This is a genomic window from Actinoplanes sp. NPDC026619 (genome assembly GCF_040638295.1).
GTDB lineage: Bacteria > Actinomycetota > Actinomycetes > Mycobacteriales > Micromonosporaceae > Actinoplanes.
Genome location: NZ_JBEZYA010000006.1, coordinates 117,875 through 141,891, shown reverse-complemented (window position 1 = coordinate 141,891; position 24,017 = coordinate 117,875). Strand labels below are relative to the sequence as shown.

Genomic DNA, 24,017 nt, shown 5'->3' with positions numbered 1-24,017 from the left:
CCTCGCGCTCACAGGGATCAGCGATTGATTCGCTCGGGCCGATGCGCGCCGGGTTCCCGCTGCTGCGGTATCCGGGCGACGTTGGGTTTCTTCGGGGTGACCACCACGGGCGATCCGCCCTGGCCGACACCCGCATAGAGGACCGGGCGGCGGCCGCGCATCGCGACGCCGTGAATCAGTCCGATCGCGACGACTCCGGCCAACGAAATAGGCACAGACCAGACCAGGGCCGAGTCGGGCGGCACCCCGAGAAGTGACGGAATGTTCCAGAAAGCCAGGTAGCCGAGGGTGCCGAGGGCCACCGTGGACAGGATCGGGGCGAGGAACCGGCCCCATGTGCCTTCGCCGTTGGGCACCCGGTTGAAGTGCAGCAGCGCGGCGAGCGCGGTGGCCAGCAGCACCACGAGGATGCCGAGGCCGCCGGCCACGCCGAGCCGCTGGGCGAGGATCGACGGGGTGCGGACCCCGGCCAGGTACGCCGCGGCCAGCGCGATCACCGAGATGGCGGAGACGGTCAGCGACGCCGTGCGGGGCGCCGACGTGCGGCGGGCGGTCCGGGCGAACGCGGCCGGCAGCACGTGCTCACGGCCCATCGCGAACAGGTAGCGGGACATCGCGTTGTGCAGCGCGAGCGCCGCGGCGACCAGGCCGGCGAGCAGCACGAGCCGGCCGGCGGTGACGGCCCACGGCGCCAGTCTGGCCGCGGCGAGGTCGAACACCAGCTCGGAACCGCGGGCGCGGGCCAGCGCGGTGATCTCGCCGGGACCGGCGCCGGCGCTGAACGACCAGGAGACAAAACCCAGAAGCAGTGCCAGGACAACCACTGATGCGTACGTCGCATAGCCCGGTTCCCGTCTCGGGCGCATGGTCTCCTCGGCGTACGTCCCGGCGGTCTCGAAGCCGATGAACGCCAGCACACCGACCGCGAGCAGCAGGCCGAGCGCGGGCCGGTCGACGCCGCCGGACGGCAGGATCGAGTCGGCGCTGAGGTGCCCGCCGGCCGGTCGGATGACGTTGGCCGCCCCGAAGCCGACCGTGACCGCCATCTCGGCCAGCACGAGCAGCGCGAACAGTCCGCTGGCGATCTCGACGCGCACCAGGCTGAGCAGCGTGACCAGCAGCCAGCAGGCGCCGGCCACCATCCACCAGGCGGCCTCGACGTGGAACCAGCTGTGCAGCAGGGGCGCGGCCGCGACCCCGGCAACGCCGAAGAGCCCGAGCTGAATGGCCTGATAGGAGGCGAGCGCGAGCCAGGCGGCGGCGAGGCCGGCGGGGCGGCCCAGGCCACGGGAGACATACGCATACATCGCACCCGCGTACGGCGCCCGGTGCACCATGGCCGCGTAGGCGGCGGAGAAGATCAGCAGGACGCCTGCGACGCCCGCGAAGGTCAGCGGGATGAGCGGCCCGCCGCCTCGTGCATAGGCGGCGGGCACGACGCTGGTCAGCGCGACTATCGGCGCCGTCGCGGCCAGCGCGAAGAACGTGACGGCGGCCGCACCGATGCGGCCTGGGGCGAGGGTGGTCGGCAACTCATCCTGCGTACCCACAGATCCATTCAGCCTGATCGGTGGGCCAACTGACAACTGCCCGTGTTGTTTCACTCACTTTCGGTCAGTAGATTGGCACAGATAGCCGCTGACCTCAGGGTTCGATGAATATTTTCCGACCGACGCCCGCGCGGAACTGCTCCAGCGCCGAAGAGTACGAGGTCAGCGGGAATCTATGAGAGACGAAGATCGATGGGTCGAGCACGCCGGCGGCGAGCATCTGGCCGGCCCGGTCGAACGTGTGCAGCACCGCCATCGACCCGGTGATGGTGATCTCGCGACGATAGATCTCGTACGGCTCGATCGCCACCCGGGCGTCGTAGTTCGCCACTCCGAACTGGAGGAACGTCCCGCCGCGCCCGACTCGTGACAACCCGTCCTTGATGGCCGCTTCCACGCCCGTACAGTCGATGACCACGTCGAACCCGCGTGGCGCGACCAGTTCGTCGGCCGAGGCGACGGTTGCGGAGCAGCCGAGCCGGGAGGCCGTGGCCAGCCGCTCGGAGTTGAGGTCGACCACCGAGACCGACTCGGCCCCCGCCCGTTTCGCGAGTTCGAGCATCATCAGCCCCATCGTCCCGGACCCGTAGATCAGGTACGACGACGCCATATGACGTGGGAGCACATCGAAGCCGCGCATCGCGCAGGACAGCGGCTCGATCAACGCCGCATCGCCGGCGGCCAGCTCCGGCGGCAGGGCGAACAGGTTGGCCATCGGCGCGACCACGAACTCGGCCGCCCCGCCGGCCACCGTCACCCCGATCGCCGCCCAGTTCTCGCACTGGTTGCCCCGGGCCCGCTTGCAGTAATAGCAGTAACCGCAGTACAGCGAGGGGTCGACGGCCACCTGGTCGCCCACCCGGAAGTCGCGCACCCCCGGCCCGATCGCGACGATCTCGCCGGCGAACTCGTGACCGGGAATGATCGGATAGGCGGGCGCGAACTCACCGTCCATGATGTGCAGATCGGTCCCGCAGATACCGACCGCGGCCGGTTTGACCACGACCTCGCCGGGTCCCGGCGCCGGGTCCGGGACCTCCTCGACGGCGATCGTGCCCGGGGTGACGACGACTGCAGCCTTCACTTCACCGCCCCCATCGACAGGCCGCGGACCAGCTTGTTCTGCGCCACCCAGCCGGCGATGAGCACCGGCAGCGACATCAGGGTGGCGGCCGCGCACAGCCGGGCCAGGAAGAGTCCCTCCGAGGAGATGAACCCGACCAGGAAGATCGGCGCGGTGCCGGCGTTGGTGGCGGTCAGGTTGACCGCCAGGAAGAACTCGTTCCAGGCGAAGATGAAACAGATCAGCGCCGTCGCGGCCAGGCCGGGCGACACGATCGGCATGATGATCTTGCGGATCGAGGTGATCAGGCCGGCCCCGTCCACCTCGCCGGCCTCGAGGACCTCGCGCGGCACCTCCAGCAGGAACGAGCGCATCATCCAGACCGCGAGCGGCAGGTTCATCGACGTGTAGAGGATGACCATCGTCCACACGTTGTCGAGCATGCCGAGGTGCTTGGCCAGCAGATAGAGCGGCAGCAGCGCGGCCACGGCCGGCATCATCTTGGTGCTGATGAAGAAGAACAGCGTGTCGGTCCACTTCGCCACGGGGCGCAGCGAGAGGGCGTACGCCGCCGGGGTCGCCAGCAGGATCACCAGCAGCGTCGAGAAGAGGCTGGCCATCAGCGAATTCAGCAGGTACGGCGTGATGTTGCGATCGAAGATCTGCGCGTACTGGTCGAGCGTGGGCGCGAAGAACCAGCTCGGCGGGTTGCTGGCGGCGTCCTGCTCCTGCTTGAAGCTGGTCAGCACCATCCAGATGACCGGGAAGACGAAGATGATCCCGGCGATCCAGGCGACCGTGCCCCAGATCGTGTTGTGCAGGCGGGCCCTCATCGTTGGTCCTCCATCCGGAACAGGCTGGAGATCACGCGCAGGGCGAACGTCGCCACGATGATCGTCAGGATCACCACGACCACGCCGGCCGCGGACGCCTCGCCGTACTCGAACTTGCGGAAGGTGGTCAGATAGATCTCGTACGGCAAATTGGTGGTTGCCGTTCCCGGACCGCCCTGGGTGATCGTGAAGATCGCGTCGAACGTGTTGACCAGGTAGATCGAGCCGAGCAGCGCACCGAGTTCGAGATACTGCCGCAGGTGCGGGAGGGTCATCCGGCGGAAGATCTGCCAGGCGTTCGCGCCGTCGACCCGGGCCGCCTCGAGGATCTCGTTCGACTGCGACTGCAGGCCGGCCAGCAGGATCAGCATCATGAACGGCGTCCACTGCCACACCAGCGTGGCGATCACGGCCGCCTTGGGATACGACGAGATCCAGTCGGTCTGCCCACCAAAAATGCCATTGATCAGGCCGTACGCCGGGTTGAAGATCGCGTGTTTCCACAGCAGCGCGGCCGCGACCGGCATGATCAGGAACGGCGTGATCAGCATCGTCCGCACCACCGACCGGCCGAGGAACTTCCGGTCCAGCAGCAGGGCCAGCATCAGCCCGAGGATGATCGAGAAGAGCACCGCGCCGGCCGTGAGCAGGACGGTGTTGAACAGCGCCGACTGCAGCCGGGTGTCCTTGAAGACGGTGATGTAGTTGTCCAGCCCGACGAACGGTTTGTCGCCGGGGCGCAGCGCGTTCCAGCTCAGCGTGGAGAGGTAGAGGGTGTAGAGGAACGGCACCTGCGTGACGACCAGCGCGAAGATCAGCGCGGGTAACAGCGGTGCCCGGCGTACCCAGCGGTCCTTGGCTCCGCCCTTGGCGGGCGGGACGGGCGCCTGGGTGCGCTCGTCCCGCCGGGCTGCCAGAGTGGTCACTACTTCTTCTGCTTCGCAGCCACGTCTTCGGCCAGCTTCTGACCGTCGGCGAGCGCCTTGTCGACCGTGCTGCTGCCGGCTATCGACGCGCTCACCTCCTGCGACACCTTGGTGCCGAGGTCGGCGAACTCGGGGATGCCGACGAACTGCACGCCCAGCGCGGGCCGCGGCTGCACGCCCGGGTTCTCCGGGTTGGCATGCTCGATCGAACCGAGCGTGACGTCAGCGAACGCCTTGGCCGAATCCTTGTACTCGGGAATCGCATAGGTCGAGGTGCGTTTGCCGGACGGCACCCGCGACCAGCCCAGCTTCTCGCCGACCAGCTTCTCGTAGTCCTTGCTGGTCGCCCACGCGATGAACTTCCAGGCGGCGTCGGCCTTCTTGGTGGTCTTCGGCATCGCCCACGCCCACGTCCACAGCCAGCCGGAGTACTCGGTCTTGTTGACCGGGGCATACGCGTAGCCGACCTTGCCGGCCACCTTGCTGGCGTTCTTGTCCTCGAGCGTGCCGGCGGCCGACGTGGCGTCGTACCACATCGCGGCCTTGCCCTGGCCGAACGTGTTCAGGCACTCGGTGAAGCCAGCCTGCGGTGCGCCCGCCTCGCCGTACTTCTTGACCAGGTCGACGTAGAAGTTCGTGGCCGCGGTGAACTCCGGCGAGTTGACCTTCGGCGTCCAGTCCTTCTCGAACCAGGTGCCGCCGTAGGTGTTGACCACGGTCGTCAGCGGCGCGAACAGCTCACCCCAGCCGGGCAGGCCGCGCAGGCAGATCCCGGCGACGCCGGCCGGCTTGTCGTTGAGCTTCGCCGCGAAGTCCGCGACCTGGGCCCACGTCGGGTGTTCCGGCATGGTCAGGCCCTTGGCCGCGAACATGTCCTTGTTGTACATGAGGAAGGACGACTCGCCGTAGAACGGGGCGGCGTACATCTTGCCGTCCTCGCCGGTCAGCGACTGGACCATCGGCTTGAGCAGGTCGGCGGAGTCGTAGGAGGCGTCGGCCTGCGCCTGGGTGGAGAGCTCGTGCAGCCAGTTGTTCTTGGCCCAGATCGGCACCTCGTAGGCGCCGACGGTTGCCACGTCGTACTGGCCGCCCTGGTTTGCGACGTCCTGGGTGACTTTGTCGCGAAGCTCGTTCTCCGGGAGGATCGTGAACTTCACGGTGATCCCGGTCTGCTTGGTGAAGTTGTCGGCGGTCAGCTTCTGGATGTCCTCCATCTGCGGATTGCCGACCATCAGGGCGGTGATGGTGGTGCCGTCGCCGGAGTCGCTGCTGCCGCCGCCGGTGGAGCCGGCGCCGGAGCAGCCGGCGATCAGCAGCAACAGGCCGGCCGTCGTTATGGCAAGTTTTTTGGGCATGGTGGAACCTCCGTTTTATTCGAAAACGGTTTTTCTGAAGGGGAGTTTCAGACGCGAATTACCTGTGGTCCCATCCGGGAATAGCGGTGCGCCTCGGAAACCGGCAGAGCGGTGTCCGTGACCAGTGATTCGAAATCTGAGATCTCGGCGAACCGGCAGAATGTCCGGACGCCGAATTTGGTGTGGATGCCGACGAAGATGCGGCGGCGCGCGGCCCGCACCGCGTGCGCCTTGATGTCGGCGACGGCCGGGTCGGGGGTGGTGAGCCCCGCTTCCCGGGAGATTCCGTTCGCCCCGATGAACGCCAGGTCGATGACGAAGCCGGACAGCATCCCGGCGGCCCAGTGGTCGACCGTCGCCAGCGTCCGTCCGCGGACCCGGCCGCCGAGCAGCAGAACCGTCGCCGGCGAGTTCGCGGCCAGCCAGGCCGCGGTGTTCAGAGAGGCGGTGACCACGGTGAGCGGCCGGTCGGCGGGCAGCTCCTCGGCGATCAGCTGCGGCGTGAAGCCCTCGTCGATGAAGATCGTCTCGGCGTCGCCGAGGAGGCTCACCGCGGTGACCGCGATCCGGCGCTTCTCCGGCACCCCGCGCGTGGTGCGCATCGCCAGATCGGTCTCGAATTTCGCGGTCTCCACCGGGTATGCGCCGCCATGCGTACGCCGGAGCAGACCGTGTTTTTCCAGCAGCCGCAGATCGCGGCGAATTGTTTCGGCCGAGACGTTCAGTTCGGCGGCGAGTTTGGCGACATTGACTTCGCCCTGCCGGCGGGCCAGCGCGACGATCTGATGCTGTCGCTCATCCCCATTCAAACCGCACCCCCCTGCCCGTCGATTAACCGTGGACTATTTGTAACACCGGAGAAACGTGTGGTCCGCATCACCATCCAGGCAAGTTAGTTGTTTCCTTGCCCGGATCGCCATCATCACTTCGCAACGCCTTTGGGTGGATAGCCGGGCATAGCTAACAAATCGTCTGCCCGTTTAGCGCAGAAGTCTGACCGTTTCGTGCCCGAGCTGTGCGACCGGGCTTTCGCTCAGGTGCCGCCCGCCGCCGCCGACATAGCAGCCGTGCAAGCGACCCAGCAACTGACGGAGTTCCTCTCCGTCGTGGCCGAACGGCCCGACAGCCCGGCCGTGCAACACGCTGCCGTCAGCTGCGCCGCTCGAGCCCTGCAGGCCGACGTGGCCGTACTGCTGATCGACGAGGGCGTGGCCGCCGTCTTCGGCGTGGACGCGGCCGACGTGCCGGTCTACGCGCTGACCTCCGGGCACCGTCCCAGTCTGGAGATCGCCGGCCACCGCTACGCTCTCGCGTTCGCCGAGATCGGCGGCGACGCCGGCCTGCTCGTGCTGGGCCGCCGCGACGATCGCGCGTTCACCGCTCAAGAGGTCTGCCTGCTGCGCAACATGGCCCGGGTCTTCCAGTTGAGCCTCAGCTCGCTGCGGATGCTGGCCAGCGAGCGCCGCTACGCCCAGGAGAACGACCGCCTGCAGGACTCGCTCCAGCAGCGGCAACTGCTGTTCGAGAAGCTGACCGAGGTGCAGCGGGCCATCGCCCGCCGGTCCCCCCTCGACAAGATCCTCGAGACCGTCACGCACGCCGCCCGCGAACTGCTCGACGTCGAGATGGCCAGCCTGAACCTGGTCGACCGGGATGACGACACCACCGGCACCATGGCCGCCTCCAGCGGGGTGCCGGACGACATCGTCGCGCAGGTCGTCCGGTTGCCGCTCACCGCCGGCGGCATCTCCGGCCTGGCCATCCTCGGCGACGAACTGGTCATGGTCGAGGACTACGAGACCTGTCCCATCGCCATGCCGGCCATGACGAAGGCGAAGTTGCGCTCGGTCATGTCCGCCCCGGTGCACGAGAACGGGCGAGCCGTCGGCAGCCTCACCGTCGGCATGTACAGCGACGCCCGGGAGTGGGACAAGCCGGCCCAGGAGATGCTGCGCGCGTTCGCCGAGCACATCAGTCTCGCCGTCACCGACGCGCGCACCCTCGAAGCGATGAACCAGGCGTTCCTGGACTCGCTGACCGGGCTGCCCAGCCGCTCGTTGTTCCAGACCCGGATGGAGGAGACCCTCGCGGCCGGCGACGGCGGCCTCGCCGTCCTCTTCATCGACCTCGACCGCTTCAAGATGATCAACGACTCGCTCGGCCACAGCGCCGGCGACCAGCTGCTCATCGGGGTCGCCGACCGCATCCGCACCTGCCTGCGCGACGAGGACGTCGCCGCCCGGCTCGGCGGCGACGAGTTCGCGATCCTCCTGCCCGGCCTCGGCTCCGCCGCCGGCGCCGAGCCGGTCGCGAACCGCCTGCTCGAGAAGCTGCGCGCGCCCTTCGACCTGAACGGCGCCGAGGCGTACGTCAGCGCCAGCATCGGCATCGCCTACGGCCGGCCCGGCGAGTTCGGTGCGCAGGAGCTGATGGTCGACGCCGACCTCGCGATGTACCAGGCCAAGAAGCACGGCAAGGACAAGTTCGAGATGTTCGAGCCGGCCATGCGGGAAGCCTTCCAGGCCACCATCGACCTGGAGAGCGACCTGCGCCGCGCGATCGTCCGGCACGAGTTCGAACTGCGCTACCAGCCCATCGTCCGCCTCGACAGCCAGGAGATCACCGGCGTCGAGGCCCTGATCCGCTGGCAGCACCCGGAACGCGGCGTCATCCCGCCGGTCGAGTTCATCCCCCTCGCCGAGGAAACCGGCATGATCGTGCCGATCGGCGAATGGGTGCTGCGCGAGGCCACCCAGCGCGTCGCGGAATGGAACACCCGCCGGCCGGGCCACGAGCTCACGGTCAGCGTCAACCTCTCCGCCGTCCAACTGGAACAGAGCGTGCTGCCGGAAATCGTGCAGTCGGCGCTCGACGCGTCCGGCCTGCCGGCCGACCGCCTCACCCTGGAACTCACCGAAAGCCTCCTGGTGGACCACCGCCCGGCGACGCTGCACCGGCTGAAGGCCATCAAGGCTTTGGGCGTACGCCTGGCCATCGACGATTTCGGTACGGGCTACTCGTCGCTCGCGTACCTACGGCAGTTCCCGGTCGACATCATCAAAATCGACAAGTCCTTCGTGGACGACGTCGTCGACGAACCGACTGCCGCCGCCCTGACCCACGGCATCATCCAGCTCGGCCGCGCCCTGCAACTGTCGACGATCGCCGAGGGAATCGAGCACGCCGGCCAACTGGACTCCCTGGCCGACGGCAACTGCGAACTCGGCCAGGGCTACTACTTCGCCGAGCCCCTGACCGGCTCAGACCTGACCGACCTGCTCTTCCCGATGCACCCGGCCTAGCGCTTCGCAGCACACCGGGGGCACCGCACCGGGGGTTGCGTTCGTCTTCCCGGGATGGCAGGACCAAAGTCCCGGTTCACGCGCTCCGGCGTAGCGAGTCCCGGCCCGGCGCCTGCTCGCTCCGGGTCAGCGCCGCCGGCCGGTTCTCGTCGTCGCCGCGGACCCGGGCCGCGATTTCCTTGCGGATCTCCGGGGCGAGATGGTGCAGGTCGGGCGTGCCTCGTTCGCCGGTGATGTAGCCCTGGATGTGGCGGATGCCGCTGCGGTAGATCTCCCGCAGGCCGACCGGTGACTTGTCGTCGACGCCCTCGACGACCACGGCGCGGGCGGTGTGGGCCTCGCCGCGATCGAAGGCGTCGCGAGCCACCGCCATGACCAGTTCCAGCTCTCGGACCGCGAGCTGGTGGTGGAGGATCGTGCGGTCGACCTTGATGTGGGTGAGCGGCAGCTCGGCCATCCGGGACAGCGAGGCGTGCCCGACACCGAAGTCGTCGAGGGCGAACGCGACGCCGACGTCGCGGGCGATGGCGGCCAGCCGCTTGTTGAAGTACGTGTGCGGGGCCTCGCCCCACTGTTCTCCGGCCCACGGCTCGATCGCGTCCTGCTCGGAGATCTCCAGCGTGACGGCGTTCGCGTCCAGGTCGAGCTGGGAGATCAGCTGGCTGAGTGTGTCGACGTACGAGTCGCTGAGCAGGGAGCGCACCGACACGTTCACCGAGACCGGCTTCGGCGTCTCCGAGCTCCACGGGCTGTCCGCGTGCGCCAGTTTGTACGCGGTCAGCGCCTTGGCCAGGATGCATTTGTCGCGTTCGACCACGAAATGGTCGCCCCACACGTGCGCGAGCTGAAGCAATGCGTACGGGGCGCTCTGATCGGTCAGTGACCGGCGGGCGAGCGCCTCGTAACTGTGCACGCCGACCTTGCTCCACGACTCGCCGATCGTGACCACCGGCTGGAACACCATCCGGATCGAGCCCAGCACCCGGCGGTAGAGGAACAGGGCCCGCTCGAAGAGCTCGTCCGGCAGCCGGCCGAACGCCGACCGCAACGCGGTCAGGACCCGCACCTCGGCTTCTTCCGGGGAAGCCGCGAAGTCGGTGTCCCAGATGGTTTCCAGCACCTTGGCACCGATTTGCCCGAGCTCGACCAGCCACATGGGCGGGTCCACCACGGCCAGCAGGCGCACCCCGGTGGAGTCCGGTCCGAGCGGGGCGCACCACAGCGTGTGCCGGCTGTCCCGGGCGACCTGTCCGAATCCGCGGCGGGCGGAGCGCAGCAGTTTGCGGACGGCGCCAAGGTCGAACGCGCTGGTGGCGTCGATCGCGACGTATCCGTCCTCGCCGTGGCCGAGGTAGGCCACGGCGCCGGCGTCCAGCGCCGATCGCACGTATTCGACGCGTTCGACGTGGCCGGCCGAGGACGCGATCTGCGCCTTGCGGGCCAGCCGGCTGATCAGGCCGGTCAGATCATGGGTGTACCGGTCGAGCGGGTTGTCCAGCGGCCGCGGAGCCGTCCGGGGCCGGGGCCGTTCCGGCTCGGCGGCGCCGACGCCCGGCCTGGTCAGCACGATCGGTTCGCCGGCGCGCCGCAGAACACTGGGGTGCGGGTCGAGATCGCGATCGCCGACGTAGGCGCTCAGCGTCTCGAAGGTCACCGCGCCCCGGGTGTCGATGGCCGCGCCCCGCAACCCCTCCAGGACATGGTGGGTGACGACTCCGTGCTGGAGATGCGAGTTTTCGCGGGCGTAGTCACCGGGCGCGCAGGCGGCGAGCACGGCGTGGCGCGGATCGTCGCGGCCGCCCAGGCGGATCAGGTCGACGCCCTGGAAGGTGGTGATGCTGCCGGCCTGGCAGCAGTCCAGGATCACCACCGATGTCCCGTTGAAGTGCTGCAGAACGTCCTGAGTCAGGAAGGTCATCCGCAGGCCGGCGTCGGGCTCCCTGGACAATTTGGACTCGTCGAGCTCCGGCGTCACCAGATAGAGGTCCGTGCCGGGGCTCCAGGACGGCTGCAGGGCGTGGCCGGCGAAGTAGACGACCAGTATGTCCGACTCATCGGATTCAAGGGCAATGTCGCGAAGCGACCCTTTGATATCGGCGGCGCTGGCCTGCGGTCCGATGAAGAGGACGACCTCGTACGGGTCGGCCGCGCCAGCCAGCAAGCGACTGATCGCGTACGCATCTTGCTCGGCGTATCTGAGTGGTGACGTTGCGGAGTCGACCCCGGCATCGTTGACTCCGATGATCACCGCGAGGCGTCTATCTGCCACCCGATATCCCCGGAGTCAAGCGCTTCGTAATCGAGCGCTGGCGAAGTCTGCGCCCAGTGATACTAGCTATCGCACCGCGCCAATCAAGTCGATCTGGTCGGCCGTCCGGGCCCGGGAGCCGCCGCAGCCGACATTTCCGCCCGTATCTGCGCCCGCACCGTCGTCGTCGCCAGCAACAGGTGTAGAAGCAGGCGGGCCTTGTAGGGGTCCAGGTGGTCGGCGGGGATCAGCCCTCGCTCGAGAAGGTCCTGTTCGGAGCCGGGATAGCCGTACGTGTGGGTGCCGACCCAGCCGGCGCCGGTGCGCGAGGCCAGCACGACCGGGATGCGGGTCGCGGTCTCGGACAGGCAGTCCACCCATGACTCGGGGACGTGACCGACGCCGAAGCCGGCGATCACCAGGCCGTCGACCTGCTCGGCCATCGTGCGCAGGAGGGCGCCGTCGTCGCCGAGCGTGGCGGTGTAGAGACCCACGCGCACCGATCTCGGGGATGGCGCCGACGGAAGGGTGTAGCGGTAGGCCGGGCGGTTGACGATGCGTGGCTCGCCCTCGACCAGGTAGCCGAGCGGGCCACCGTTGGGTGAGGCGAAGGTGGCCAGGTGCATCGAGTGGGTCTTGCGGACCCGGGCGGCCGCGTGGATCTCGTCGGCCAGCACCACCAGGCAACCCAGCCCGCGGGCGGCCGGGGAGGCGGCGACCGTGACCGCGGCCAGGAGGTTGGCCGGGCCGTCGGCGCCGGGGAGGGTCGGGTTGCGCATGGCGCCGGTGACCACGATCGGCCACGCCGCGGTGTGCAGCAGGTCCAGGACGTACGCGGTTTCCTCGATGGTGTCGGTGCCCTGCGTGATGACCACCCCGTCGGCCCCCGAGGCGGTGGCCAGCTCGTACAGCTGGGTCAGGTCCTCGAGGGTGAGGGCCGCTCCGGGCTTGCTGCGGAAGCTGCCCACGTCCAGGTCGAAGTCGGCGAGCCGGGGCACGGCGTCGACCAGTTGTTGCGCGGACAGGGTGGGAACGACGCCGCCGGCGCCGGTCATCGCGATCGTGCCGCCGAGACCCACGACGAGCACGCGGGGCGAGGTCAGCGCGCCGCCTTCGGTGCGGGCTTGCGTTCGAGCAGCGTGATCGTGAGCAGGGTGTACTGCCAGCGGCGGGTCTGCCGGTAGTTGTCGGAGAGCAGCTTGCGCTTGGCCGGCGACATGAGGGCGAACGGGTCGGTGGTGTAGTCGACCCGGATCACCCAGATCCGCGGGGGTGTGCCGAGGCAAGCCGCATCGGGGCACTCGGTGGCCAGGAAGTGGCCGTCGTGCCGCTGGGGTTCGGTGCGCAGCACGTCCGGCGGGCGCGGGGACGGCAGGTAGCGCTCGTAGATGTCGCGCGCGGCCCACGGGATGCTCGGGTGGGTGTCGGCGAAGACCGCGACGTCGCCGGGGCGGTAGAGCGGCTCGATCACCGCGGCGATCTTCGCCGAGTCCTCCGAGTGGCCGGCCGGGGTGCGGGCGTCCAGTTGGTAGGGCCAGCCGACCAGGGCGAGCAGCAGCACGACGACCGTGGTGGGCCGGGGCCCGAAGCGCATCGCGGCCGCGGCGGCCAGGACGGCCAGCGCGGGCAGGGCGACCAGGACGTAGCGGGCGCTCCAGATCGGCTCGAACAGCCCGGCGGTGAACAGCAGGAGGATCGGGGCGAACCCGGCCGCGGCCAGGGCCGCCGCGTCGGATTTCGCCGCGTCGGATTTCGCCGCGTCGGACGAGGCGCGCACGCCCAGGATCGCCAGGGCGAGCACGATGCCGGCCACCGCGCCGGACATGAAGATCCGCTCCGGGACCAGCTTCATCAGGTCGACGGTGAGGACCTGGATCCAGGAGAGCTGGCCGCGCTGGCGGCTGCCGAGCGCGGTCAGCACCAGGGCGGGCAGGCCACCGATGACGGCCGCCGGGACCCAGAAGACCGCCGCCCGCCCCGACCGCCGCCAGGCCGCGGCCACGGCGTGCGCGGCCAGCACGAGCAGGGTGCTGAGCGGATGGCTGAAGCCGGCCAGCACGAGCGCGCCCGCATAGCCGGCCGCGCGCAGCACGGTCGGCCGCTCCAGCAGACGCACCAGGCAGAGCAGGGCCAGGGTGGTGGCGAAGACGACGAAGCCGTACGACCGGGCCTCCTGGGCGTACCGCGAGGTCACCGGCAGCAGGGCGTAGATCAGGCCGGCGAACAGGCCCACCCACGGGCCGCCGAGGCGGCGGCCCAGCGCCGTCGTGAGGAGGGCGGTCGCGATCATCGCGATCACCGCGGGGAGGCGCAGCGCCACCGTCGAGGTGCCGGCAATCGAGGTGTACGCCTTCATCGCCGCGTAATAGGGGGCCAGCACGAAGTCGACGTTGCTGGTCAGTTCCCGCAGCTGCGACCAGCTCAGCCGCACCGCGCCCCAGGTGGCCAGCTCGTCGGCCCACAGGGCCGGGACGGTCAGCCGCCAGACGCCGAGCGCCGCGGCGACGAGTGCGGGCAGCGCCCAGAGGACCCAGGCCAACCGGCGGGACGGTGCGTCCGGGCGCGGCGGCTCGGGTGCCGGCTCCCGGACGACGATCTCGGTCGGAGGGTCGGACCAGCCGATCATGCTGGTCTCCCCGGGCCGCGTATCCATGCCGGAAAGATAGTAGTCCGTCGTTGAGTCGCCAAAACGACCGTCAGCCGAAGAACTCCTGGATCTGGGTGAGCGTCAGGTAACCCTGTTGTTCCAGCTCGGCGGGGAGTTGGGGCAACGGCTTGGTGGTGACCGCGACCGCGGGCACGTCGGCCGGCAGGCTGGGCACCGGCGGAGTGGGCGGCAGTCCGGGCAGCGACATCGCCTGCCGGATGACCTCGAACATCGAGCGCACCTCGGCGGCCGCGCGGCTGGACAGGTCGGCGTCGCTGTTGGGCAGCGCACAGGTGAAGTTGGCGCGCAGCCGGTCGTTGCAGCGGCGGATGTCCGCGCTCGGGCGCAGATGATCGAGCTTGCCTTCGGCGACGATGCCCAGCTCGCAGGCGGTCAGTCCGGACTGCATCCACCAGGACCGCCAGGACGGGTCGGCGTCGAGGGTGAGCGCCACGTGCCGCAACGCGATCATGAAGTCCTGCGGCGCATGCGCCTCGCCGGTGGTGGTGCCCATGTGCGGCCGCAGCCAGGAGGTGCCCCAGGCGTCGTCGTTGGCGCCGGTGCGGGTGCTGACCGCGGTCTGGTGCTTCCAGTCGGCGCGGGTCGAGGTGCGGTAGGCGCGTTCGGCGACCGGCAGCAGCTGCGCGCCGGGAGCGCCGATGTAGCAGGCGAGGGTGGCCGGCGTGGACCGCACCTTCTCGTACGCCCGGTTCCCGGCGGCGACGGCCGCGCAGCGTACGCGAAGAAATGACGCGCCGGAGGTGGCCACCGCGCGGTAGTGCGCGGGGGTGTCCAGCGCGTGTAGTGCGTGGGCCAGATGGTCGGCGAAGTCCCGGATGTCGGTGGCGCCATGGTCGGACAGCTCGTCGGCCAGGCGTTCGAAGTCGGCCGGGTCGGGGCCGGTCCGGTCGACCAGTTCCCAGAAGGTCTGCTCGTCCATGACGGCATGCTGTCACCGGAGGCGCGCCGGGCGAGGCAGGACGAATCGGCGCGTTAGGGCGAATTGTCGGCGGGGGCTGAGCGCTTCGTCACGCGGCAAGCCCAAGTTCATAAGTCAGTGATATAAAAATTGGGTGCGGCAGACAGATGCTCCCTCGGCCGAAGACATGTCCATCGCCAGTGGTTTCGAGCGCTTCTACGAGGTGCTCCGCCGCCTCACGCCGCGATCCGAGCTGAGCCTCACCGCCGCCTCCACGCTGCACCGACTCCAGCGTTCGGGCCCCCACCGGCTCTGTGAGCTGCATGCTCCGGAGGGGGTGAGCCAGCCCGCAATGACGCAGCTGGTGACCCGTCTGGAGAAGGAAGGCCTGGCGAAACGGGGCAGCGACCCGGACGACGGCCGGGCCGTGGTGGTCACCATCACCGACGCCGGCCGGGAGGCCGTCGCCCGCCGCCGGGAGGGCCGCACCCGGGCGCTGTCCGCCCTGCTGGAGCAGCTCCCGGCCGAGGATCACGCGGCCATCCTGGCGGCACTGCCGGCGCTCGACCGGCTGCGCGACCTGATGGCCGAGCAGCCGTCGGCGTCCTAGTAAGAACTGGAAGGGTCATTTTGATCACGGTCGACCACCCCCGGTACAAGTGGGTCGCGCTGTCGAACACCACGCTCGGCAACCTGCTCGCCACGATCAACTCGTCGATCGTCCTGATCTCGCTTCCGGCGATCTTCAAGGGCATCCACGTCAACCCGCTCGATGCCGGCAACGTCAGCTACCTGCTGTGGATGCTGATGGGCTACATGCTGGTCACCGCGGTGCTGGTGGTGACGCTGGGGCGGCTCGGCGACATGTACGGCCGCGTCAAGATCTACAACGCCGGCTTCGCGATCTTCACGATCACCAGCATCATCCTGTCGCTCGACCCGTTCGACGGGGGCGGCGGCGCCATCTGGCTGATCGGCTGGCGGGTGCTGCAGGCGGTCGGTGGCGCGATGCTGATGGCCAACTCGGCCGCGATCATCACCGACGCGTTCTCGGCCGAGCAGCGCGGCATGGCGCTCGGCGTCAACATCGTCTCCGCGCTGGCCGGCTCGTTCATCGGCCTCGTGCTCGGTGGCGTGCTGGCCGAGTGGGACTGGCGCTCGATCTTCTGGGTCAACATCCCGCTGGGCATCCTCGGCACCGTCTGGGCCTACCGCTCACTGCACGACACCGGCCAGCGCCGCCCCGCGAAGATCGACTGGTGGGGCAACGCGACCTTCGCGATCGGCCTCACGGCCATGCTGGCCGCCATTACGTACGGGATTCAGCCGTACGGCGGGCACACGATGGGCTGGAGCAACCCGTGGGTGCTGACCGGCCTGATCGGTGGCGCGCTGGTGCTGGTCGCGTTCGGGATCATCGAGACCCGGGTGGCCGAGCCGATGTTCCCGCTCAAGCTGTTCAAGAACGTCGGTTTCACCAGCGGCAACGCGGCGAACCTGCTGGCCAGCGTGGCCCGGGGTGGTCTCCAGTTCATGCTGATCATCTGGCTCCAGGGCATCTGGCTGCCGCTGCACGGCTACACCTACGAGCGCACCCCGCTCTGGGCCGGCATCTACCTGGTCCCGATGACGATCGGCTTCCTGGCCGCCGGTCCGCTCGCCGGTTACCTGTCCGACAAGTTCGGCCCGCGCCTGTTCGCCTCCGGTGGCCTGCTGGTGATGGCCTTGTCCTTCGTCGGCCTGCTGCTGTTGCCGGGTGACTTCAACTACGCCGTCTTCGCCACGCTGATCTTCATCAACGGCCTCGGCGGTGGCCTGTTCGCGGCGCCGAACACGTCGCTGATCATGTCGAGCGTGCCGGCGAACATGCGCGGCGCCGCCTCCGGCATGCGGGCCACCTTCCAAAATGCCGGTCAGGTGCTCTCCATCGGCGTCTTCTTCTCGCTGATGGTGGCCGGCCTGGCCAACTCGCTGCCGGGCACGCTCAGCACCGGCCTGGTCGGGCAGGGCGTCCCGGCCCAGACCGCGGACGCGATCGCCCAGCTCCCGCCGGTAGGCACGCTGTTCGCGGCGTTCCTCGGTTTCAACCCGATCGGCGAGCTGCTCGGCCCGCAGGTCCTGGGTGCGCTGCCGGCAGCCAACGCGGCGAACCTCACCGGTCTGCAGTTCTTCCCACGGCTGATCGCCACCCCGTTCCACGACGGCCTGGTGATCGTCTTTTGGCTGGCCATCGCGATGGCCGTGGTGGGCGCCCTGCTCTCGCTGCTGCGCAGCCGCAAGGCCGTGCCGGCCGCGACCGAGCAGGTGCAGGTCGTCGCGGGCGAGGGCGAGCCCGCCACCGAGGGCGAGTTCGTGGCGCACGAGGCCGAGATCAAGGCCGAGCTGTCCGACGCCCAGCCGCTGAGCCCGGCGACCGGGGTCGCCGAGCCGCTGGACAGCGCAAAGCAGTAACCCGTTCACCGAGAAGGCCCGGCGATTCGCTGGGCCTTCTCGCTTGTCAGGGAGTGGCCGCGTCGAGCAGGCGCTCGGCGATCGAGCGGGCCAGCACGGCCGCGCCGGCCGAGCGGTCCATCCGGCCGCCGACCGAGGCGCCGTCGTAGAGGATCACCAGCTGGGCGGCCAGGGCCGGGGCGTCGGCGACGCCGGCATCGCGGGCCAGCTCGGTGAACAGGCCCCTGGTCCAGGCCCGGTTCGCGGTGGAGACCTGCTCGACCGGGCCGTCCACGTCGACCGACTCGGCGCTGGCGTTGTAGAAGGCGCAGCCGCGGAATCCGGCCGCCGCGGACAGCTCGGCGAGCACGTCGAAGACGCCGAGGAGCCGGTCGCGGGGATTGCCGAATCGCTCGAGCCCGGCCAGCAGTCGCGTGCGGCGGAGTTCGTGCCGGTTTTGCAGATAGGCCCGGACCAGCTCGTCCTTGCTGCCGAAGGTGCTGTAGAGCGACGCCTTGGCGACCCCGGCGCGCTCGATGACCCGGTCGATGCCGACGGTGTGCACGCCCTCGGCGTAAAACAGCTCGTCCGCGGCGGCGAGGAGGCGCTCGCGCGCCGACGGGCGGCGGGCCGCGGTAGGTGATGCGGGTGACATGACTTGACGATACCAGACAGGTCTGTCTAGTCTCAGCGTCGAGATCGAGTAGACAGACCTGTCTGTTCGCAATCCGAAAGGCTCCACATGACCACCGTTGCTGAAGCGCCGCCGGTCGTCCGCAGTCGCCGGCTGTCCGGCCCGGTCGCGTTCGCGGCCATCGCCGCCGTCTTCGTGACGTTCGCCGCCGCGTCCGCCGCGCCCTCCCCGCTCTACGTCGTCTACCAGCACCTCTGGGGCTTCTCGGCGACCACGCTGACGGTGATTTTCGCGGTCTACGTGGTCGGCCTGATCGGGGCGCTGCTCATGCTCGGCGCGCTCTCCGACCACATCGGCCGCCGCCCGGTGCTGGCCGGTGCGATCGCGCTCGAGGTCGCCTCGCTGGCCCTCTTCCTCACCGCCGGCGACGTGACCGTGCTGCTCGCGGCCCGGTTTCTGCAGGGCATCGCCACCGGCGCCGCCCTCACCACGCTCGGCGCCGCGCTGGTCGACCTCAACCCGCCGCACGCGCCGGGCCGGGCCGGCCTGGTCAACGGCATCGCGCCGACCGCCGGTCTGGCCGTCGGCGCCCTCGGCTGCGGCGCGCTGGTCCAGTTCGCCCCCGAGCCCACCCACCTGATCTGGGCGCTGCTGCTCGCCGCGATGGTGCTGGCGGCGGTCGTGGTGGCCCGTATCCCGGAGACCTCGGAACGCCGCCCCGGCGCGGTCGCGTCGCTGAGCCCGAAGCTGGGTGTCCCGGCCCGGCTGCGCGGCGACATGCTCGCGCTCACCCCGATCATCATCGCCAGCTGGGCGATCGGCGGGCTCTATCTGTCGCTCGGTGGCTCGGTGGCGGCAACCGAGCTCGGGCTCACCAACCACCTCATCGGCGGGCTCGTGGTGACGCTGTTGTGCGGCACCGGCGCCATTGCCTCGTTCGCGCTGCGCACGCTGCCTACGCCGCGCGTGCTCACCCTGGCCGCCACCCTGCTCACCATCGGTTCGGTGATCACCGTCGCGGGCGTCGAATGGTCGAACATCGCGCTGGCCGCCGCGGGCACGGTGATCTCCGGGGTCGGCTTCGGCGCGTCGGCGCTGGCCACCTTCGGCACCCTCGCCGTGCTGGCCGCTCCGCACGAGCGCGGCGAGCTGTTCGCGGTCGCGCTGACCATCTCGTACACCGCCTTCAGCGTGCCGGCGGTGATCGCCGGCTTCGCCGCCACCTCGGTCGGCCTGCACCGCACGACCCTGGTGTATGGCCTGGTCGTGGCCGTGCTGGCGGCGTTGGCCCTGGTGGCGCAAAAAGCCCAACGGACGACGTCGCGGATCGCCTGAAAGGCCTCTTTTCCGTAACCCCCGGCGTGGGCGGCCCCGATGCGGGCCGTTCACGCCGCAGCATATTGGGGCAAAACGGATATGGAGGCTTGGGGATGCGAAGAAAACTTCTGGCGGCGGCTGTCGCGCTCGCCGTGGCGGCGACCGGCGCCGCGGCGACCGGGGCGCGCGCAGACGTGCGGCTCAAGCCCGGTTACCCGAAACTGACCTGGGGCACGTGCACTGATCCGTCGCTGGTGAGCCGCAAGGCCGAGTGCGGCTTCGTGACCGTGCCGACGGACTACAAGGACCCGGACGGCCCGACGATCGAGCTGGCCGTCTCGCGGATCAAGCACACCGTCCCGGAGTCGAAGTACCAGGGCGTCATGCTGGTCAATCCGGGTGGACCCGGTGGCAAGGGCCAGTCCCTGGCGGTCATCGGCTCGCTGGTGCCGGATGGCGTCGGCAACGCGTACGACTGGATCGGTTTTGATCCTCGTGGGGTGGGGGCCAGCAAGCCGTCGCTGAGCTGCGACAGCGACTACGCCGGCTACAACCGGCCGGAGTACGTGCCGACCAACTCGGCGATCGAGAAGATCTGGCTCCAGCGGGCCGAGACGTACGCGAAGGACTGCGCCAAGGCCGGCGGTGACCTGCTCAACCACCTCAAGACGCAGGACACCGTGCGGGACATGGAGAGCATCCGCCTCGTCCTCGGCGCCACCCAGATCAACTTCTACGGCTTCTCGTACGGCACGTACCTCGGCCAGGTCTACGCGACGATGTTCCCGTCCCGGGTGCGGCGGATGGTGCTCGACGGCAACGTCGACCCGAGCCGGGTCTGGTACGACTCGAACATCGACCAGGACATCGCGTTCGACAAGAACATGAAGATCTACTTCGGGTGGATCGCGAAGTACGACCGGGTCTACCACCTCGGCCGCAGCGCCAAGGCGGTCGAGCGGCGCTACTACAGCGAGCGGGCCCGTCTCGGCGCGAAGCCGGCCGGCGGGGTGATCGGCTCGTCCGAGTTCACCGACATCTTCCTGCAGGCCGGCTACTACGTCTTCGGCTGGGAGGAGATCGCTCAGGCGTTCGCCGCCTGGGTGCGCAAGCGCGATCCGGAACCACTGAAGAAGCTCTACGACAAGAACAACCCGCAGGAAAAGGGCGGCGACAACGGGTACGCGATGTACCTGGCCACCCAGTGCACGGACGTGCAGTGGCCGATGAGCTGGACCAAGTGGACCGCGGACAACTGGGCGACGCACCGCCGGGCGCCGTTCGAGACGTGGGCCAACGCCTGGTACAACGCGCCCTGCCGCACCTGGGCCGGCAAGCCGGGCATCCCGACCAGCGTCTCCGGCGAGGCGGTGGCCCCGATCCTGCTGATCAGCGAGTCGCTGGACGCGGCCACGCCGTTCGGCGGCAGCCTCGAGGTGCGTAAGCGGTTCCCGCGCTCGGCCCTGGTGGAGGGGGTCGGTGGGACCACGCACGCCGGCTCGCTGTTCGGCGTCGAGTGCATCGACAACACGATCGCCGACTACCTCGCCACCGGCGCCCTTCCGAAGCGGAAGCGCGGCGACCGGTCCGACAAGCGGTGCGCGGCGGTGCCGCGGCCGGATCCCGCCGACGGCGGGGGCGACGTCGTCAAGAAGCGGTCGGCCGGCACGTCGCCGGCGCGGATCGCGCTGGAGCGGGCGCTCGTCGGGCGCTGACCAGGACCGGCCGGGAGGTGAGTCGCACCACCTCCCGGCCGGTCGGCAACTTTCGGCAGCTATGCTCGCAAACGCGAAGGGGAGTAGCTCCCAATGTCGCGGTCGACATGCTGATGCCTCCGGGCGTCCGGCCGCGCGGCCTCATTCGAGGCGAGCGAGACCTTCGACTTGGCTGTTGTGACGACGGCCGGGTCGAGGTCGCCCTGCGCAACTTCCTCCCGGTCCTCCGATACCGGGAGTTTTTCGTATGAATGGTTTCCTCGCCGCGCTGGCGATCAGCTTCGCCGTCATCTTCGTGGCCGAGCTCGGCGACAAATCGCAGCTCATGGCCCTCACGTTCGCCACCCGCTTCAAACCCTGGCCGGTTCTCATCGGCATCACGGTGGCTACCGCCCTGGTGCACCTCGTCTCGGTCGGCATCGGTTACGGCCTCGGCGCCACCCTGCCGACCGGCTGGATCTCGCTGGTCGCGGGCATCGCGTTCCTCGTCTTCGGCGCCTGGACGCTGCGCGGTGACAAGCTCACCGACGACGAGAAGACCAAGGCCGAACGGACCACCGGCTCGGCGATCTGGGCCGTCGGCGGCGCGTTCTTCCTCGCCGAGCTCGGCGACAAGACGATGCTGGCGACGATCACGCTGGCCACCCAGCACGGCTGGTTCGGCACCTGGGTCGGCTCGACCATCGGCATGGTCGCCGCCGACGCGCTGGCCATCCTGGTCGGCCGCCTGCTCGGCCGTCATCTGCCGGAGAAGGCCATCAAGTGGGGCGCCGCCGCACTCTTCGCTATCTTCGGCATCTGGTTGATCGTGGAAGCGATCATCAAATTGCGATGAGTGGAGCTGCCGTGCTGCTGTACCGGGCCGAGCTGGACGCCGATATCACTCTGTCCAACGGCGGCCGCCTGACGGCGCGGAGCCTGCCGGTGAGCGTCCCGCACGCCGATGTCACCCACCCCGAGATCGCCGCCTGCGTGGTCGCGGCACTCGGCCTGCGTGCGGTCGAGCGGGTCGACCTCACGTCGGTGCGGATCTTCGCCGAGGCCGCCGAAACGACCACGACGAAGAGCCAACCCCGGATTGCGTACGCCGAACTCAGTCACGTCATCGAGTCGGGCATGACCACCTACCCCGGTCTGCCCGTCCCGGTCATCACCTCGCACCTGACCTGGGAAGAGTCCCGGCCGAACTATGCCGAGGGCACCGAGTTCAGCTTCGACCGGATCGAGATGGTCGGGCAGACCGGCACCTACCTGGACAGCCCCCGGCACCGCTACTCCGATGGCGCCGACCTGGCCGGCCTCCCGCTCGGCCGGCTCGCCGACCTGCCCGCCGTGGTGGTCCGGGTGGCCGGCGACCGCCGCGGGATCGAGGCCGCCGACCTGGAGCCGTACGTGGTGGCCGGCCACGCGGTGCTGCTGCACACCGGCGCCGACCGGCACTGGGGGACGTCCTCCTACGGGGTCGGCTCGCCCTTCCTGACCGAGGCCGGGGCGCGGCTGCTGGTCGAGCGCGGCGCCGGCCTGGTCGGGATCGATGCCGCCAACATCGACGACTCGTCGCCGGGCAGCGGCGGGCACCGGCCGGCGCACAGCGTGCTGCTCGCGGCGGAGATTCCGATCGTCGAGCACCTCACCGGCCTCGGCGAGCTGCCGACGCTGGGCGCCCGGTTCACCGCCGCGGCGCCGCGGATCGCCGGCTTCGGCACGTTCCCGGTGCGGGCGTTCGCGACCATGCCGTACTTCGAACCGCACGATCACACCCGCTCCGCGGGCTGGCTCCCCACCGCGGCTGACTGATGACCGAGACCGGCACGGCGGTCGCCATGGCGGCCATGCAGTACCAGCGCGGTGACGCCGATGCGGCGGCCGGGCTGCTCGGCCCGGTGCTCGCGGCCGAGCCGGACAACGTGCGCGCGCTGGTGCTGATGGCGCACGCCCAGCTCGCCCTCGAACGGACCGAGCTCGCCCACGAGGTCGCGCAGCAGGCCGTCGTGGTGGCGCCCGACTCGGCCGAGGCACTCAGCGCGCTGAGCCGGGTGCTGACCGCGCTCGACCGGCACTCCGAAGCGGTCGAGGTGGCCCAGCGGGCGGCCCGGCTGGAGCCGGAGAACGCGTACCGATACAACCGGGTCGCCTGGGCGCTGCTCGGCGACGGGCGGCGTGCGGTCGAGGCCGAGCATGCGGCCCGGCTCGCCGTGCAGCTCGAACCGAACGAGGCCGGCTTCCGGGTCACTTACGCCATGGTGATGAAGCAGCTCGACTACCCCGACCGGGCCCGGCAGGCGCTGCGCGACGCGCTCGCCCTGGAACCGGACAACGCGGTGGCGCAGCACGAGCTGGCCACCCTCGACGTGGTGCACCGCAACCCGTTCGCGCTGGGCCGGCTGGCCCGTGGCGCCAGCGGCCTGGCCGGCGCGTTGCGCTCCGACCCGAAGCAGCAGGCCAGCAAGTTCATGCTCGACGTGGCGCTGCGGCGCTTCCTGGTCTACACCGCCGTGCTGCTCGCGGTGCTGGCCTACGTGGGCTGGCGGATGACCGAGTTCTCGGTGGCCGGGGCGCGGCTGCTGGCCGGAGCCTCGGCGCTGGCCACGGCTGGGTTCGCGGCGTACTTCGTGGCGCGGCTGGACCGGTCGCTGCGGGCGTACCTGATGAGCGTGCTCACCACCGGCCGGCAGCGGATCGCCGGGATCGGCTTCTCGCTCTGCCTGCTCCTGCTGCTCAGCGCGACGGTCGCCCCCGCCGGATGGCTGCCCTGGCTGCTCGGGGCGGCCGCGGTGGGCAGCTTCGCGGTCCGGCTGCTCACCGTCTCGGCCACCAACGCGCACGTTCGCGCGGCCGGCGCCGGCGGCCCGCCGGACCGGGTCAGCGTCGTGCTGTGGTGGGTGATCATCGTCTGCATGGTGGCCGCGATCGTGCTGCAGATCGGCGCCGCCGACGCCGCCTGGTGGTTGTCGGTGGCCGCGTTGACGCTGGTGGCGGTCGCTCTGGTGAGCCTGGCGGTGATCGTCCGGCGGCGTCGGGTCCGGCGGGAGGCTTTCCGGGGAATCCGCAGATGAATTGCCGCATTTCGCCGAGAAT

Annotated in this window: 19 protein-coding genes; 8 read left to right on the top strand and 11 right to left on the bottom strand. The window is 69.7% G+C overall.

The features are described from left to right. Positions 1–17: 17 nt before the first annotated feature. From AB0E90_RS15625 to AB0E90_RS15600, 6 genes are all read right to left on the bottom strand, one after another. Positions 18–1,550: an APC family permease gene (locus AB0E90_RS15625; protein ID WP_360404793.1), complete on the bottom strand. Its 1,533-nt coding sequence runs from the start codon at positions 1,548–1,550 to the stop codon at positions 18–20. Positions 1,551–1,644: 94 nt separating this feature from the next. Next, positions 1,645–2,634, bottom strand: coding sequence for a zinc-dependent alcohol dehydrogenase family protein (locus tag AB0E90_RS15620; protein ID WP_360404790.1), 990 nt, complete (start codon positions 2,632–2,634; stop codon positions 1,645–1,647). Beyond that, positions 2,631–3,446 carry a carbohydrate ABC transporter permease gene (locus AB0E90_RS15615; RefSeq protein WP_360404787.1) on the bottom strand — a complete coding sequence of 272 codons (816 nt, stop codon included), beginning with the start codon at positions 3,444–3,446 and terminating at the stop codon, positions 2,631–2,633. The genes AB0E90_RS15620 and AB0E90_RS15615 overlap by 4 nt, the downstream gene beginning before the upstream one ends. Further along, entirely contained in the window at positions 3,443–4,372 is a 930-nt protein-coding gene (locus AB0E90_RS15610) for a sugar ABC transporter permease (RefSeq protein ID WP_360404784.1), read from the bottom strand. The genes AB0E90_RS15615 and AB0E90_RS15610 overlap by 4 nt, the downstream gene beginning before the upstream one ends. Continuing rightward, positions 4,372–5,727: a sugar ABC transporter substrate-binding protein gene (locus tag AB0E90_RS15605; RefSeq protein ID WP_360404781.1), complete on the bottom strand. Its 1,356-nt coding sequence runs from the start codon at positions 5,725–5,727 to the stop codon at positions 4,372–4,374. Before AB0E90_RS15605 ends, AB0E90_RS15610 begins: the two co-directional genes overlap by 1 nt. 47 nt (positions 5,728–5,774) lie before the next feature. Then, a complete protein-coding gene (locus AB0E90_RS15600; RefSeq protein WP_360404778.1) occupies positions 5,775–6,536 on the bottom strand; it encodes a DeoR/GlpR family DNA-binding transcription regulator in 762 nt (253 codons plus the stop codon). Between the two features lie 195 nt (positions 6,537–6,731). Here AB0E90_RS15600 and AB0E90_RS15595 point away from each other — a divergent pair, with 195 nt between their 5' ends. Continuing rightward, positions 6,732–9,029 carry an EAL domain-containing protein gene (locus AB0E90_RS15595; protein WP_360404775.1) on the top strand — a complete coding sequence of 766 codons (2,298 nt, stop codon included), beginning with the start codon at positions 6,732–6,734 and terminating at the stop codon, positions 9,027–9,029. Between the two features lie 76 nt (positions 9,030–9,105). Here AB0E90_RS15595 and AB0E90_RS15590 read toward each other — a convergent pair whose 3' ends face one another. The 4 genes from AB0E90_RS15590 to AB0E90_RS15575 form a co-directional block, all read right to left on the bottom strand. Then, a complete protein-coding gene (locus tag AB0E90_RS15590; protein ID WP_360404772.1) occupies positions 9,106–11,298 on the bottom strand; it encodes an EAL domain-containing protein in 2,193 nt (730 codons plus the stop codon). An 83-nt stretch (positions 11,299–11,381) separates the two neighbouring features. Beyond that, positions 11,382–12,365 carry an asparaginase gene (locus AB0E90_RS15585; RefSeq protein WP_360404769.1) on the bottom strand — a complete coding sequence of 328 codons (984 nt, stop codon included), beginning with the start codon at positions 12,363–12,365 and terminating at the stop codon, positions 11,382–11,384. 11 nt (positions 12,366–12,376) lie between these two features. Beyond that, positions 12,377–13,930 carry a glycosyltransferase family 39 protein gene (locus tag AB0E90_RS15580; RefSeq protein ID WP_360404766.1) on the bottom strand — a complete coding sequence of 518 codons (1,554 nt, stop codon included), beginning with the start codon at positions 13,928–13,930 and terminating at the stop codon, positions 12,377–12,379. Positions 13,931–13,973: 43 nt separating this feature from the next. After that, on the bottom strand, positions 13,974–14,864 hold the full coding sequence (locus tag AB0E90_RS15575; RefSeq protein ID WP_360404763.1) for a DUF4240 domain-containing protein: 891 nt from the start codon (positions 14,862–14,864) through the stop codon (positions 13,974–13,976). A gap of 133 nt (positions 14,865–14,997) precedes the next feature. Here AB0E90_RS15575 and AB0E90_RS15570 point away from each other — a divergent pair, with 133 nt between their 5' ends. Together AB0E90_RS15570 and AB0E90_RS15565 are read left to right on the top strand one after the other, a co-directional pair. Beyond that, positions 14,998–15,453, top strand: coding sequence for a MarR family transcriptional regulator (locus tag AB0E90_RS15570; RefSeq protein ID WP_360404760.1), 456 nt, complete (start codon positions 14,998–15,000; stop codon positions 15,451–15,453). 20 nt (positions 15,454–15,473) lie between these two features. Beyond that, positions 15,474–17,294: an MFS transporter gene (locus tag AB0E90_RS15565; RefSeq protein WP_360404757.1), complete on the top strand. Its 1,821-nt coding sequence runs from the start codon at positions 15,474–15,476 to the stop codon at positions 17,292–17,294. Between the two features lie 46 nt (positions 17,295–17,340). Here the strand turns inward: AB0E90_RS15565 and AB0E90_RS15560 are convergent, their stop codons facing one another. After that, entirely contained in the window at positions 17,341–17,928 is a 588-nt protein-coding gene (locus AB0E90_RS15560; protein WP_360404754.1) for a TetR/AcrR family transcriptional regulator, read from the bottom strand. Between the two features lie 87 nt (positions 17,929–18,015). On the opposite strand from AB0E90_RS15560, the gene AB0E90_RS15555 reads away from it, so the two are divergent. From AB0E90_RS15555 to AB0E90_RS15535, 5 genes are all read left to right on the top strand, one after another. Further along, positions 18,016–19,242 (top strand): MFS transporter, encoded by a 1,227-nt coding sequence (locus tag AB0E90_RS15555; protein ID WP_360404751.1) that lies wholly within the window; start codon positions 18,016–18,018, stop codon positions 19,240–19,242. Between the two features lie 95 nt (positions 19,243–19,337). Beyond that, positions 19,338–20,939 carry an alpha/beta fold hydrolase gene (locus AB0E90_RS15550; RefSeq protein WP_360404748.1) on the top strand — a complete coding sequence of 534 codons (1,602 nt, stop codon included), beginning with the start codon at positions 19,338–19,340 and terminating at the stop codon, positions 20,937–20,939. 247 nt (positions 20,940–21,186) lie between these two features. Then, positions 21,187–21,774 carry a TMEM165/GDT1 family protein gene (locus tag AB0E90_RS15545; protein WP_360404745.1) on the top strand — a complete coding sequence of 196 codons (588 nt, stop codon included), beginning with the start codon at positions 21,187–21,189 and terminating at the stop codon, positions 21,772–21,774. Then, complete coding sequence (locus AB0E90_RS15540) at positions 21,771–22,736, top strand: cyclase family protein (protein ID WP_360404742.1); 966 nt, start codon at positions 21,771–21,773, stop codon at positions 22,734–22,736. Before AB0E90_RS15545 ends, AB0E90_RS15540 begins: the two co-directional genes overlap by 4 nt. Beyond that, positions 22,736–23,995, top strand: a complete 1,260-nt coding sequence (locus AB0E90_RS15535; protein ID WP_360404739.1) for a tetratricopeptide repeat protein — start codon at positions 22,736–22,738, stop codon at positions 23,993–23,995. Before AB0E90_RS15540 ends, AB0E90_RS15535 begins: the two co-directional genes overlap by 1 nt. Positions 23,996–24,017 lie beyond the last annotated feature (22 nt).